Genomic DNA, 13,124 nt, shown 5'->3' with positions numbered 1-13,124 from the left:
CTCAGCCTTTGGCCTCGTCGGACTTCTCGTCACCCGGCAGGATATAATTGGCACCTTCCCAAGGCGACATAAAGTCGAACTGGCGGTATTCCTGCGTCAGTGACACGGGTTCGTAAACCACGCGCTTTTCGACCTCATCATAGCGAACCTCGGTATAGCCGGTGGTCGGGAAGTCTTTGCGCAGTGGATGGCCGCGGAAACCATAGTCGGTCAGGATGCGACGCAGGTCCGAGTGGCCCGAAAACAGAATACCGAACATATCGAAAACTTCGCGCTCAAACCACCCCGCGGACACGTGAACGCCGGTGATCGAAGGAACCATATCATCCTCGCGCACAGCGACCTTAACGCGGATGCGCTGGTTCGTGTACATCGACAGGAAGTGATAGACCACATCGAAGCGTTCGTCGCGCGACGGGTAATCCACCGCGGTGATGTCCACCAAGCTGGAAAACTTGCAAGCGCTGTCCGTCTTAAGAAACTCGATAAACGCGGGAATGGCTGACAGAGGCACATTCACCGTCAGTTCGCCAAAAGCAATGTCCCAGCTGAGCACGCACTCGGGACGTTTGACTTCCAGCAAGGCGCCAAGTTCTTTCAGGGCGTCACTCATCACTTACCTCACAATCGTGCCGGTGCGGCGGATTTTGCGTTGCAGTTGCAGGATGCCGTAAACCAGCGCTTCAGCAGTTGGGGGGCAGCCGGGCACATAGATGTCGACCGGTACCACCCGGTCACAGCCACGCACCACCGAATACGAATAATGGTAATACCCCCCACCATTCGCACATGACCCCATCGATATCACATAACGCGGCTCAGGCATCTGGTCATACACCTTGCGAAGCGCAGGTGCCATCTTGTTGGTCAGCGTCCCGGCCACAATCATCACGTCCGACTGGCGTGGCGAGGCGCGCGGCGCGATTCCGTACCGTTCAAGATCATAACGCGGCATCGAGGCCTGCATCATCTCGACCGCGCAACAGGCCAGACCGAAGGTCATCCAGTGCAGCGACCCGGTGCGCGCCCAATTGATGATGTCATCGGTGGTGGTCAGCAAAAAACCCTTGTCGGCCAGCTGATCATTCATCAGACGGGTTCCATGTTCGCGATCACCTTGCGCGGTGTTCGCTCCGGTTTGAATGCCTTCGCGCATCACTCCCATTCCAAGGCCCCCTTCTTCCATTCATAGGCAAAACCGATCGTCAGAACGGCGAGGAACACCATCATGGACCAGAACCCGACCATGCCCACATCTTGGAACGCGACCGCCCAAGGGAACAGGAACGCGATTTCCAGATCGAAGATGATGAATAGGATCGCCACCAGATAGAACCGGACGTCGAATTTCATCCGCGCGTCATCAAAGGCGTTGAACCCGCATTCATAAGCGCTGAGTTTTTCTGGATCAGGACTGCGCACTGCCAGCACGACGGCTGCAAGGATCAGAACAAGTCCGATAACAATGGCTAATCCAAGGAAAATGATAATGGGGAGATATTCTCTGAGAAGGTCTTCCACGTATGGCTCCTTTGAACGGTTAAACCGCCTATCGCTAGCTATCAGCGGTTTACCGGTGCGGGTGCGCAGGGTCAACCGAGAGCAGATCTCATTCAAGATATCGAATGCGTCGTAAAAACCCACTCATAGTCCCGCAGCGAGCCTTTGTTTATAAGGGTTTTCAGCACAAGTTAAGCGTTTTGCACGCGCAGAATTTGCTCACTCGTTAAGCAAAATTCACTCGTGTTTCGCGACCGCATCAAGAAATGGCGCATGATGCTACGCGAAAAAGAGACTCACCCAAGATGAACACGCCATGCGCGCGACGGCTGCACCGTGTGATCAAGCCCAGCCCGGTTTGCGCTTGTCGAAGAAGGCCGCGATGCCTTCCTGCGCCTCGGCGCTTTCCCAGCGCGCGACCAGTCCAGCGATGGTTTCGTCGATGATCGCCTCGGTGATCGGCGGGCCCAGACGTCGGGCAAGAGCCTTGGCCTCGGCCACCGCGCCGGGGGCGACGGACAGGTAAGGCGTCACCTCGGCCTCGACCGCCGCATCCAAATCCTCGGGCGCGACAGCTTTTGCCAACAATCCCAGCGTTACAGCCTCGTCCGCGTCAAATATACGTGCCGACATGAACACGCGGCGTGCCATCGCCTCGCCCAGACGCGCCAGCACATAGGGGCCGATGGTGGCCGGAATCAGACCCAGCCGCGTTTCGGTTAGGCCAAATTTCGCGCCGGTGACGCCGATGGACACATCGGACACCGACGCCATCCCGACCCCGCCGCCAAACGCCTGCCCCTGCACCTTGGCAATCAGAGGTTTCGGCATTTCATTCAACGCATTCAGCATCATCGCCAGTTTCTTGGCCTCTATCCCGCGCGTCACCGGGTCCGCCGCCATCTGGTCCTGCATCCAGCGCAGATCGCCCCCCGCGCAGAAGCTTTTGCCCGCGCCTGTCAGGATCACCACACGCACCGCTTCATCTGCGCCCAACGCGTGGGCGGCGTCGGTCAGTTCCTCGATCATCTGCGCTGACATGGCGTTGTGCTTGTCGGCGCGATCCAGAAGCAGTGTGGCGACTCCACGGTCGTCCACAGAAATGGAGATCGTCTCGTAACCCATTATCATTCCCCTGCCCGCATTTGCCGCGCCATCAGCGCGGCCTTGTCCAGAATGTCCCGGTCCAACCCGGTCGAATAGCCCAGCGCCGTCACGCGGTCATGCACCGCCTCGGTCGCCACGTTGCCTTGCGCGCCGGGCGCATAGGGGCACCCGCCCAGACCACCCACGGCGGCGTCAAACACGCGCAGCCCCTTTTTCAACGATGCCTCGATATTGTCGCAGGCCCGACCCGCCGTGTCGTGGTAGTGGCCCGCGAACATGTCTGGCCCCGCAACGCTCAGCACCGCATCCAGCATCGTGTCGATTGTCTCGGGCGTGGCCTGTCCAATCGTATCGCCCAAGGATATTTCATAGCACCCCATCGCGATCAGTTGCTCTGCCACCCATGCGACCTTGTCCGGCGGTGTCGGTCCATCGAACGGGCAGTCCGTCACGCAAGAGATATAGCCCCGCATCATGATCCCCGCCTCAGCCGCCGCATCCGCCACGGGCTGAAACCGTTCAAGGCTTTCGGCGATGGTGCAGTTGATATTGGCCTTGGAAAACCCTTCCGAGGCTGAACCGAATATCGCGATCTCGTCCGCCTTGGCGGCCACCGCGCCTTCGAACCCGCGCAGGTTCGGGGTCAATGCGGCGTAAGACACATCCTTCACCCGCTTAATCCCCGCCAGTACATCCGCTGAATCCGCCATTTGCGGCACCCATTTGGGGCTGACGAAGCTCGCAACCTCGATCCGTTTGAACCCGGCAGTGGACAGAAGATCGACCAGCGCGATCTTGTCCTCGGTCGGGATCTGGCGTTTCTCGTTCTGCAGCCCGTCACGCGGGCCGACTTCGAAAATCTCGACATATTCCATCGGGGTTACTCCTGTGGAACGGGATAGAAATCACGGTCATAGAAGCGCTGCTCGCCTTCGCGCTCGATCACCCGCTGATAGGACGGCATCGCCTCGACCCGCGCCTTGTAGGTCAGAATGTTCGGGAACTCGTCCAGTTTCACATAGTAAGGCACGGCGAACAGGTTGAAGGCCAACATGATGTCAGCGCCCGAGAACCCCTTGTCCAGCAGCCAGTCGCGCCCCTCCAATCGCGCCTCAAGCCCCACGAGTGTATGACGCAACCGAGCCACGTTCAGCTTGACGACGATGGGGCTGGGTTTGGCAGGCGGGCGCAGGAACACCATTTGCAGGTTCAACTGCTCGACCAGGCTGGCCATGGTTTCCGAGTAGTGAATCCATTGCAGGTAATCCGTCCGTTCAGCCCCGCCGGGATCGACACCCAGTTCGGGGGCAAACTCCTCGATCAAATACTGAACGATGGCGCCACTTTCGCTGATCCGCTTGGAGCCGATTTCCAAGGCGGGCACCCGCGACGCAGTCGAGACTTTGGGCAATTCGCCCTCATACATCTGCTTCGAGCCGATCTTGTATTCTACCACATCAAGCGTGCGGCCCAGCTTTTCTTCCAGCCCGATCTCTTCGATCAGCCACAGCACTCGGATCGACCGGGCATATTGCACGTGATGCAGACGGAAGGTCATCAGCTTTCCTCTTCTTCCTCAAGACGCACAAGGGGCGCACCGGCTTCGACCTGATCGCCATCGGCCACCAGAACCTCGGCGACCACGCCATCGCGCGCGGCGGTCAGGCTGTGTTCCATCTTCATGGCTTCCAAAACGGCCAGCCGGTCGCCCTGTTTGACTTCTTGGCCCGCCTTGGCAAAGACCGCTTTCACAAGACCCGGCATCGGTGCCTCAACGACCCCTGCCCCGGCCCCTGCGCCCGCGTCCTGGTCCAACGGATCAACCACGTGGAATTCCAGCCCGGATTGCGCAAAAACGGTCACGACATTGCCAGCTTTAGCAACGCGCGGGCCACGGTCACCGCCCATTTTCCATTGGCCGTGGATGCATGTGGCCTCGATGCTGTCATCGCCGACAGTGATCACATGACGATCGGCCCCGTAAGAGGTCACGACGACTTCGTAAGTATCCTCGCCGTGGGTCAGGGTCACAAAGTGGTTGAGCCCGCCCCAAAGCGTAAAGCCCGACCCTTCGCGCTTTAGCAAATCCAGGGCACACAATGCGGCAGCCCCCACATCAGCCATGCTTGGGCCGGGGTCGGCTGTCAAAGCTTCCAGATCACGTTCGATCAGGCCAGTGTCCACATCGCCTGCCGCGAACCCTTCGTGCCGCGTTAGCGCGCCCAAGAACGCAAGGTTCGTGACAGAGCCTGCCACTTCGGTATGAGTCAGCGCCGAAGACATCTGGCGCAGCGCCGCCGCACGAGACCCGGCATGCACTGTAATCTTCGCGATCATCGGGTCATAAAACGGGCTGATCGTGTCGCCCGCCCGCACGCCGGTATCGGCCCGCGCGCCGTCGGGGAATTTCAGATGGGTCAGCGTGCCGGTGGCGGGCAGGAAGCCCTTGGGCACATCCTCGGCATACAGCCGTGCTTCAAACGAGTGGCCGTTGATGGTCAACTCGTCCTGTTGCTTGGGCAGCCCTTCTCCGCTGGCCACGCGCAATTGCCATTCCACCAGATCAACGCCAGTGATCGCTTCGGTCACGGGGTGTTCCACCTGCAGGCGGGTATTCATTTCCATGAACCAGAACCCGTCGGTGCGCAGGCCATTCGCACCATCGACGATGAACTCCACCGTGCCCGCGCCCTTGTAGCCAATCGCCTCGGCAGCGCGTACGCCCGCCTGCCCCATCGCCTCGCGGACCTCTTCTGTCATGCCGGGGGCTGGCGCTTCCTCGATCACCTTCTGGTGGCGGCGTTGCAGCGAGCAGTCACGTTCAAACAGGTGCACGGCTTGGGTGCCGTCGCCGAACACCTGCACTTCGATATGACGGGGGGATAGGATATATTTCTCGACCAACACATCCGCATTACCGAAGGCGGTTTTCGCCTCGCCCTGCGCCGAGGCCAGAGCGTCCGCGAAATCCTTGGGGTCATCGACGCGGCGCATGCCCTTCCCGCCGCCGCCCGCAACAGCCTTGATCAACACGGGATAGCCCATCTTGTCAGCTTCAGAGGCCAGCAGCGCGGGGTCTTGATCTGCACCATGATAGCCGGGCACGACGGGCACGCCAGCCTCGACCATCAGCTTCTTGGCAGCGTCTTTCAGACCCATCGCGCGGATTGCATCCGAGGACGGACCGATAAAGACCAACCCGGCCTTTTCAACCGCATCCACGAAATCGGGGTTTTCCGACAGGAACCCATAACCCGGATGGATCGCCTGCGCGCCCGCATCCAGTGCGGCCTGAATGATGACATCACCTTTCAGATAGGACTGCGCAGGCTGCGACGGGCCGATATGCACCGCCTCATCCGCCATCTTCACATGGCGGGCGGCCGCGTCGGCGTCGGAATAGACCGCCACTGTGGCCACACCCAGCTTGCGGGCGGTGTCGATCACGCGGCAGGCAATTTCGCCCCGGTTGGCAATCAGGATTTTCGTGAACATTTCTCTGTTCCTTTTGTCGGGCGGAGGAACCGGGGGCTGTCTGCCCCCGGACCCCCGAGGATATTTCCGGCCAGAAGAACCAGGCCGGTTCTGATTACATCCGGAAGACGCCGAATTTCGTCGGTTCAATCGGGGCATTCAGGGCGGCCAGTAGCGACAGATACAGCACCTCCCGCGATTTACGTGGGTCGATCACACCGTCATCCCACAACCGCGCGGACGCATAGAGGGGATGAGACTGTTCCTCGAACATATCGATGGTGGGTTGCTTGAACGCAGCTTCTTCTTCCGCCGACCATTCCCCGCCCTGACGTTCGATCGCGTCGCGTTTCACCGTCGCCAACACACCCGCCGCCTGCTCGCCGCCCATCACGGAGATCCGCGAATTGGGCCAGGACCACATGAAACGCGGCTGATAGGCGCGCCCGGCCATGCCGTAGTTACCGGCCCCGTAAGAGCCGCCAACGACCATCGTCACCTTCGGCACATTGGTGGTGGCGACAGCGGTCACCATCTTGGCGCCGTGGCGCGCGATACCTTCGTTCTCATACTTGCGGCCCACCATGAAGCCGGTGATGTTTTGCAGAAAAACCAAGGGGATATTACGCTGGCTGCACAGTTCAACGAAATGCGCGCCCTTTTGCGCGGCTTCCGAGAAGATCACGCCATTGTTGGCGATGATCCCGATGGGGCAGCCTTTCAGATGCGCAAACCCCGTGACCAAAGTGTCGCCAAAGCGCGGCTTGAACTCGTCAAAGCGCGAGCCATCGACGATGCGCATGATCACCTCGCGGATGTCGTACGGCGTCTTGAGGTCGGCAGGCACAACGCCCAGCAACTCCTCAGCATCATAAGCCGGTTCTTCCGGTTCCTGCCACTTCACCGTCAGCGGTTTGATGCGGTTCAGGCTTTCCACCGCGCGCCGTGCCAGTGCCAGCGCATGCGCGTCATCCTCGGCCAGATAATCCGCCACACCAGACAGGCGCGTGTGCACATCACCACCACCAAGGTCTTCTGCGGTGACGACCTCACCCGTCGCGGCCTTGACCAAGGGCGGACCGGCAAGGAAGATCGTCCCTTGTTCCTTCACGATAATGGTCACGTCCGACATGGCGGGCACATAGGCCCCCCCGGCGGTACAAGACCCCATCACCACGGCGATTTGCGGGATGCCCTTGGCGGACATGCGGGCTTGGTTATAGAAAATGCGGCCAAAGTCGTCGCGATCCGGGAACACCTCATCCTGATTGGGCAGGTTCGCGCCGCCGCTATCGACCAGATAGATGCAGGGCAGATTGCATTCCTCGGCAATCTCCTGCGCGCGCAAGTGTTTCTTCACGGTCATCGGGTAGTATGTGCCACCTTTGACGGTCGCATCATTGCAGACGATCATGCATTCCTGCCCGTGCACCTGACCGATACCGGCAATCACACCGGCCGCGGGGGCCGCGCCGTCATACATGTTATGTGCCGCCGTCGCGCCAACCTCCAGAAACGGCGATCCGGGATCAAGCAGGTTCGACACCCGGTCGCGCGGCAGCATCTTGCCCCGGCTCAGGTGACGATCACGCGATTTCTGCCCGCCGCCCATGACAGCAGCCTCGGCGGCCTCCGCCACGACCTTCAAGGCCTCAAGGTGACCCTCGCGGTTCGCTTTATACGCCTCGGATCCGGGCGTGGCTTGGGAAGTCAGTTTCATCTCAGCATCCTTCGTGGTTGCAGATTTGTTCGCCGTAACGGTTCAGATCGGCCTCCAGCGCAAGCGACTGGCGGGCGGTCAACTGCAGCATGCAGGCGACAGACGCAGGGCCTCCGCCTGTGCCTCCACCCCATTTCGAGCGTTCGTAATCGCACGACGCATCGCGAAACGTGATCCACGCGCGTTGCATCGCCAAAAGCGCAGGGGCTTGTTTGGGGTCAGCAGACCCGAGGGTCGCCATCTCTTCATCTTCGGCCTTCAGCCGGGTCATCAACAGACCATAGGCGCGGTTCAGTCGGCGATCCCAGTCTTCGTATTCCAATCCAAGACAGGACGACATGCCCGCCGTGCTTGATCCGCCTTCGGTCGCTTCCATGCAGTAATTGGCCGCCGATCCGACACACAGCATCGGATCGCCATCGTCGCCCATGGCAGACAAGCAGTCCGTGGTCGGATGGAAGCTATATGTCATGTTCTGCGCAATGGCCGGCGTGGTGGCCGTCAGAACAAGGGTGAAGGCAAACGAACGAATACGCATCACATCTTGCCCATCAACTCGCGCCCGATCAGCATCCGGCGGATTTCCGAGGTGCCCGCGCCGATCTCCATCAGCTTGGCGTCGCGGAACATGCGGCTGACAGGGGTTTCGTTCATGTAGCCCGAGCCGCCCATTGCCTGCACAGCCTGATGCGCCTGCTTCATCGCTTCTTCCGAGGCATAGAGCACACATGCGGCTGCGTCCTGACGGGTCACCTGACCGCGGTCGCACGCCTTCGCGACCTCATACACATAAGCGCGGGCCGAGTTCATCGCGGTATACATATCCGCGATCTTGGCCTGCATCAGCTGGAAGTCCCCGATGGGGCGGCCGAACTGTTTGCGCTCCTTCATGTAGGGCATGATTTCATCCATGCAGGCGGCCATGATGCCGGTGCCGATGCCCGACAACACGACGCGCTCATAATCCAGCCCGGACATCAGCACGTTCACGCCTTTGCCTTCTTCGCCCAACACGTTCTCAAACGGCACTTCGACGTCTTCAAAGATCAGCTCGGCAGTGTTCGACCCGCGCATCCCCAGCTTGTCGAAATGCGGGCTTGTGCTGAAGCCCTTCATATCCTTCTCGATGATGAAGGTCGTGATACCCTTGGGACCTGCGTCCGGGTCGGTCTTCGCATACACCACCAGCGTATCGGCATCCGGGCCGTTGGTGATCCAGAACTTGGTGCCGTTCAGCACATAGTAACCATTGCGCTTCTCGGCTCGCAGCTTCATCGAAACAACGTCCGACCCCGCACCCGCCTCGGACATCGCCAAGGCACCCACATGTTCACCCGAAATCAGCTTGGGCAGATATTTCTGTTTCTGTTCTTCGGTCGCATTGCGGCGGATCTGGTTCACACACAGGTTTGAATGCGCCCCGTAGGACAGCGAGACTGAGGCCGACGCCCGCGCTATCTCTTCCACGATCACCACATGCGCCAAGTATGACATGCCCGCGCCGCCGTATTCCTCGGGCGTGGTCACACCCAGAAGGCCCAGCTCGCCGAACTCTTTCCACAACTCGTTGGGAAATTCGTTCTTTGCATCGACCTCGCCCGCGATCGGCTTGATGCGGTCCTGCGAAAACCGATGCACCATCTCGCGCAGGGCGTTGACGTCCTCGCCAAGGTCAAAATTCATGCTGTGGTTGAACATCCGGTGATCCTCCGTTTGGCCGGCCCAACCGCCCGCCGTTATTGAACGCTTGTTCAGTTAATCGCGCAATGCTCGATTCGCGTCAACACGCCTGCAAACTCACGCAGCGTCACAAACCTGTCCGCCCGTTTCTTCTGGCCCCAAAATATCCTGGAGTGAATGCGCGCAGCGCAGAGGGGCAAAGCCCCTACGCCGCCCGCTGATACACCCGCAAAACCACATCACGAATGATCCGCGCAATCTGAGCGCAGTCGCCCAGACTGAAGGTCAGCGGCAGGCGCAGGTCCAGAATACCACGCAAGACCCGATCCGTCTTCGGCATACGTGGCACATCTGCATAGCGCCAACTGTCATAGCGACTGGTGAACCCCGCAGGCTCGGCCCCGCCGAACCACTTCAACTCCACCCCGCGCTCCGCACAATGGCGCACCACATCCTGCACATCGCCCTCGGTCCAATCCAGTAACAGAAACTGGAACGACGACATGACATATCCTTCTTTCGCGGGCCGTTCGATCACGGTCAGACCGGGCGTGTCGCGCAGCCCCAACTCTACCACGCCATAACGCGCGTTCCACGCAGCACACCGCTCCGCCAACCCCGCAAGCTGAGGCCGCAAGATCGCCGCGCGCAAATTGTCCATCCGGCCCGAGATGTTGGGGGTCACATATTTCACCCGCTCGAATGCTTCAGGCGGCGGCCCTGCCAAGTGTCGTTCATACAGCATATAACTGCCCGACAGCACGATCGCTCGCGCCATCAGGTCGGGATCGTCCGAAATCAGAAGCCCGCCTTCACCCGAGTTCGCGTGTTTATAGGTCTGGGTCGAGTAGGCCGCCATCGCCCCATGCCGTCCCGACAAGGTGCCATTCCAGCGCGCGCCCATCGTATGCGCACAATCCTCGATCACCGTCACGCCCGCCGCGTCCGTGATCTCCATCAGCCGGTCCATGTCGCAGATGTGACCGCGCATGTGGCTGAGCAGCAGGACCTTTGGCGCGTCTGGTTCCGCGACCTTGGCCGCCAGATCGTCCAGATCAATTGTCAGCGCCTCGGTCACCTCGACAAAGACGGGCGCAGCCCCAACCGACGCGATTGCGCCCGGCACCGGGGCCAGCGTGAAGGCGTTGGTCAGAACGCGGTCGCCTGGCCCAACATCAACGGCGCGCAACGCGGTCGCAATAGCATAACCGCCCGACGCCACCGCCAGCGCGTATTTCGACCCCATCAGGGCGGCGAATTCCTGCTCCAGAAGCGCGGTTTGCGAGACCTCGCCCTCGGCAACGTTATAGCGGTGCAAGCGCCCATGCCGCAGCACGTCCAATGCTGCCGCGATCCCCTCGTCCGGGATCGGTTCCTGCTGGGTAAAATTACCGGTGAATCGCTCTGTCATGCTTCGACCCTGCGCGGGCGCGGGCGTGGCGTCAATGGGCGGCGCGTGCCCCTAGCCGATCAGCCGCGCGACCACCGCATCCAGATCGTCGAAATGATCCAGCATCGCCTCGGGTTCCAGTCGCGACACACCCGGCCCCTCTGGACCAAACCCCACCAGAATGCAGGGCACGCCTGCGGCACGGGCCGTCAAGCGGTCCGTTTCGGTGTCGCCGACCAACAGCGCGCGGGTCGGATCGCCACCGGCACCGTGGGCTGCGGCGACGAAGGGGGCTGGGTCGGGCTTGCGGGTCGGCAGTGTATCGGCCCCGATGATCGACGTGAAACGATTCAGAATGCCAAGGCGGGTCAGCAACAGCCGTGCCAGCCCCTCGGGCTTATTGGTACAAATCCCCACCGCATAGTCGCCCGCGTGCAGTCGCGCGACCGCCTCCATCGCACCGGGATAGAGGCGCGTGTGGCGGTCGATATCGTCCTCGTAGGCGATCAACAGATTGGGAAACTCGCGCTCGATGTCCGCGTCATCTACCGCCCCACCATTCACGCGCGAAAAGCCAAGGCGCAGCATTGCACGGCCACCGTGAAAAGCGGTCAACTGGTCGGCGTTTGGATCCAGAACTTCACCATGCCCCAGCGCCGAGAAACACGTATTCGCCGCTGCAATCAGATCGCCGGACGTATCCGCCAACGTGCCGTCCAGATCGAAAATCACCGTTCGCCGCCCTAGCGATGCTTTGGTTGTCATATTGTTTTCCGCCTTTGGCATATCCACGCAAAGCCTGTAACCTCGCGTAAGGTTAATTGAACAGCTTTCGCTTGCGAGCCGCGCCGCAAGAGGTAAAACGGGCGAAAAGAAATTGAAAGAGCAGATAGATATGGCGACCGCCCTGATTGTCCTTGCCGCCGGCATGGGAACACGGATGAATTCAGACCTGCCGAAAGTCATGCATGAAGTTGCAGGTGCCCCGCTATTTGCCCATGCGCTGGCATCGGGGGCAGCTTTGTCGCCGGATCGCGCGGTGCTGGTGGTCGGTCACGGCGCCAAGATGGTCGAGGCGGCGGCGAAAGACATCGACCCCGAGATATCGATCGCGGTGCAGGACGAACAACTTGGCACCGGTCACGCGGTGCAGCAGGCGCAGCCCGCTCTTGACGGGTTCGAAGGCGACGCCATCGTCCTTTACGGCGACACGCCCTTCATACGCCCCGAGACGCTTGAGGCGATGGCAGCGGCGCGCGCGAATGGCGCGGACGTGGTTGTGCTTGGCTTTGAGGCCGCAGACCCCGGCCGCTACGGTCGCTTGATCGTCAAGGATGGCGGGTTGGATCGCATCGTAGAATTCAAGGATGCATCAGATGAAGAACGCGCCGTAACACTTTGTAACAGTGGCGTAGTTGCTGCAGATGCAAAACTTCTGTTCGACCTGTTGGACGGGGTTGGAAACGACAATGCAGCAGGCGAATACTACCTGCCCGATATCGTGTCGGTCGCCCGAGCGCGCGGTCTGACCGCATCAGTCGTCACCTGTGACGAGGCCGAGACCCTCGGCATTAACTCCCGCGCCGAACTGGCCGCTGCGGAAGGCGTTTTCCAGACCCGCGCCCGCGACGCCGCACTGGAAGATGGCGTGACCCTGATCGCCCGCGACACGGTCTATTTCGCCCATGACACCGTCATCGGACGCGACACGGTCATCGAGCCGAACGTGGTCTTTGGCCCCGGCGTCACCGTGGAAAGCGGCGCAACGATCCGGGCATTTTCGCATCTGGAAGGCTGCCACGTCTCACGCGGCGCGGTGGTCGGCCCCTATGCTCGCCTGCGCCCCGGTGCCGAACTGGCCAACGACGCCAAGGTTGGCAATTTCGTCGAGATCAAGAACGCCCAGATCGAAGAAGGCGCGAAGGTCAACCACCTGTCCTATGTGGGCGATGCGCGCGTGGGCGAGCACGCCAATATCGGCGCAGGCACCATCACCTGCAATTATGACGGTGTCTCGAAGCATCATACGGATATCGGCGCACGGACCTTTATCGGGTCAAACACCTGCCTTGTGGCGCCGGTCGCGGTGGGCGACGAGGCGATGACAGCCACGGGAACGGTCGTTACGAAAGATGTGCCTGCCGGAGCCTTGGCTGTTGGCCGCGCGAAGATGGAGGTCAAACCCGGCCTCGCCATCAAATTATTTGAAAAACTGAAGGCCGCGAAGGCCCGACGTCAGAAAGGTTCCTGATC

The 13,124-nt window shown here is 60.7% G+C and carries 13 protein-coding genes; 1 reads left to right on the top strand and 12 read right to left on the bottom strand.

Translation table 11 applies throughout. From position 1 onward, the window contains the following. Position 1 precedes the first annotated feature (1 nt). The 12 genes from MN186_RS00790 to MN186_RS00735 all read right to left on the bottom strand — a co-directional run bounded on the left by MN186_RS00790 (position 2) and on the right by MN186_RS00735 (position 11,636). Complete coding sequence (locus MN186_RS00790) at positions 2-613, bottom strand: NADH-quinone oxidoreductase subunit C (protein WP_242110906.1); 612 nt, start codon at positions 611-613, stop codon at positions 2-4. A gap of 3 nt (positions 614-616) precedes the next feature. Then, positions 617-1,156, bottom strand: coding sequence for a NuoB/complex I 20 kDa subunit family protein (locus MN186_RS00785; protein ID WP_242111196.1), 540 nt, complete (start codon positions 1,154-1,156; stop codon positions 617-619). After that, positions 1,156-1,521 (bottom strand): NADH-quinone oxidoreductase subunit A, encoded by a 366-nt coding sequence (locus MN186_RS00780; protein ID WP_242110905.1) that lies wholly within the window; start codon positions 1,519-1,521, stop codon positions 1,156-1,158. The genes MN186_RS00785 and MN186_RS00780 overlap by 1 nt, the downstream gene beginning before the upstream one ends. Positions 1,522-1,842: 321 nt before the next feature. Further along, positions 1,843-2,625: a crotonase/enoyl-CoA hydratase family protein gene (locus MN186_RS00775; RefSeq protein WP_242110904.1), complete on the bottom strand. Its 783-nt coding sequence runs from the start codon at positions 2,623-2,625 to the stop codon at positions 1,843-1,845. A 2-nt stretch (positions 2,626-2,627) separates the two neighbouring features. Then, the gene (locus MN186_RS00770; protein ID WP_242110903.1) at positions 2,628-3,482 is read right to left on the bottom strand and encodes a hydroxymethylglutaryl-CoA lyase; all 855 of its coding nucleotides are present in this window, start codon (positions 3,480-3,482) and stop codon (positions 2,628-2,630) included. Between the two features lie 5 nt (positions 3,483-3,487). Continuing rightward, positions 3,488-4,165 (bottom strand): glutathione S-transferase family protein, encoded by a 678-nt coding sequence (locus MN186_RS00765; protein ID WP_242110902.1) that lies wholly within the window; start codon positions 4,163-4,165, stop codon positions 3,488-3,490. Continuing rightward, positions 4,165-6,102 (bottom strand): acetyl/propionyl/methylcrotonyl-CoA carboxylase subunit alpha, encoded by a 1,938-nt coding sequence (locus MN186_RS00760; RefSeq protein WP_242110901.1) that lies wholly within the window; start codon positions 6,100-6,102, stop codon positions 4,165-4,167. Before MN186_RS00760 ends, MN186_RS00765 begins: the two co-directional genes overlap by 1 nt. Before the next feature lie 94 nt (positions 6,103-6,196). Beyond that, the gene (locus MN186_RS00755; RefSeq protein ID WP_242110900.1) at positions 6,197-7,801 is read right to left on the bottom strand and encodes a carboxyl transferase domain-containing protein; all 1,605 of its coding nucleotides are present in this window, start codon (positions 7,799-7,801) and stop codon (positions 6,197-6,199) included. A gap of 1 nt (position 7,802) precedes the next feature. Further along, positions 7,803-8,339, bottom strand: a complete 537-nt coding sequence (locus MN186_RS00750) for a lysozyme inhibitor LprI family protein (protein ID WP_242110899.1) — start codon at positions 8,337-8,339, stop codon at positions 7,803-7,805. Then, positions 8,339-9,499, bottom strand: coding sequence for an isovaleryl-CoA dehydrogenase (locus MN186_RS00745; protein WP_242110897.1), 1,161 nt, complete (start codon positions 9,497-9,499; stop codon positions 8,339-8,341). The genes MN186_RS00750 and MN186_RS00745 overlap by 1 nt, the downstream gene beginning before the upstream one ends. Before the next feature lie 187 nt (positions 9,500-9,686). Beyond that, positions 9,687-10,892 (bottom strand): DegT/DnrJ/EryC1/StrS family aminotransferase, encoded by a 1,206-nt coding sequence (locus tag MN186_RS00740; protein WP_242110895.1) that lies wholly within the window; start codon positions 10,890-10,892, stop codon positions 9,687-9,689. 51 nt (positions 10,893-10,943) lie between these two features. Next, on the bottom strand, positions 10,944-11,636 hold the full coding sequence (locus tag MN186_RS00735; RefSeq protein WP_242110894.1) for an HAD-IA family hydrolase: 693 nt from the start codon (positions 11,634-11,636) through the stop codon (positions 10,944-10,946). 130 nt (positions 11,637-11,766) lie between these two features. Between MN186_RS00735 and glmU the strand changes: the two genes are divergently transcribed. Beyond that, positions 11,767-13,122: a bifunctional UDP-N-acetylglucosamine diphosphorylase/glucosamine-1-phosphate N-acetyltransferase GlmU gene (gene glmU / locus MN186_RS00730; RefSeq protein WP_242110893.1), complete on the top strand. Its 1,356-nt coding sequence runs from the start codon at positions 11,767-11,769 to the stop codon at positions 13,120-13,122. The last annotated feature ends 2 nt before the right edge of the window (positions 13,123-13,124 follow it).

Source organism: Aliiroseovarius sediminis (assembly GCF_022678485.1).
Taxonomy (GTDB): domain Bacteria; phylum Pseudomonadota; class Alphaproteobacteria; order Rhodobacterales; family Rhodobacteraceae; genus Aliiroseovarius; species Aliiroseovarius sediminis.
This window is presented reverse-complemented; position numbering and strand designations above follow the sequence as displayed.

Excerpts from the sequence above, each read along its gene's own strand:
- MN186_RS00790 (WP_242110906.1), bottom strand. The coding sequence starts at position 613 with ATGAGTGACGCCCTGAAAGAACTTGGCGCCTTGCTGGAAGTCAAACGT.
- MN186_RS00785 (WP_242111196.1), bottom strand. The coding sequence starts at position 1,156 with ATGCGCGAAGGCATTCAAACCGGAGCGAACACCGCGCAAGGTGATCGC.
- MN186_RS00775 (WP_242110904.1), bottom strand. The coding sequence starts at position 2,625 with ATGGGTTACGAGACGATCTCCATTTCTGTGGACGACCGTGGAGTCGCC.
- MN186_RS00770 (WP_242110903.1), bottom strand. The coding sequence starts at position 3,482 with ATGGAATATGTCGAGATTTTCGAAGTCGGCCCGCGTGACGGGCTGCAG.
- MN186_RS00765 (WP_242110902.1), bottom strand. The coding sequence starts at position 4,165 with ATGACCTTCCGTCTGCATCACGTGCAATATGCCCGGTCGATCCGAGTG.
- MN186_RS00760 (WP_242110901.1), bottom strand. The coding sequence starts at position 6,102 with ATGTTCACGAAAATCCTGATTGCCAACCGGGGCGAAATTGCCTGCCGC.
- MN186_RS00755 (WP_242110900.1), bottom strand. The coding sequence starts at position 7,801 with ATGAAACTGACTTCCCAAGCCACGCCCGGATCCGAGGCGTATAAAGCG.
- MN186_RS00750 (WP_242110899.1), bottom strand. The coding sequence starts at position 8,339 with ATGCGTATTCGTTCGTTTGCCTTCACCCTTGTTCTGACGGCCACCACG.
- MN186_RS00745 (WP_242110897.1), bottom strand. The coding sequence starts at position 9,499 with ATGTTCAACCACAGCATGAATTTTGACCTTGGCGAGGACGTCAACGCC.
- MN186_RS00740 (WP_242110895.1), bottom strand. The coding sequence starts at position 10,892 with ATGACAGAGCGATTCACCGGTAATTTTACCCAGCAGGAACCGATCCCG.
- MN186_RS00735 (WP_242110894.1), bottom strand. The coding sequence starts at position 11,636 with ATGACAACCAAAGCATCGCTAGGGCGGCGAACGGTGATTTTCGATCTG.
- glmU (WP_242110893.1), top strand. The coding sequence starts at position 11,767 with ATGGCGACCGCCCTGATTGTCCTTGCCGCCGGCATGGGAACACGGATG.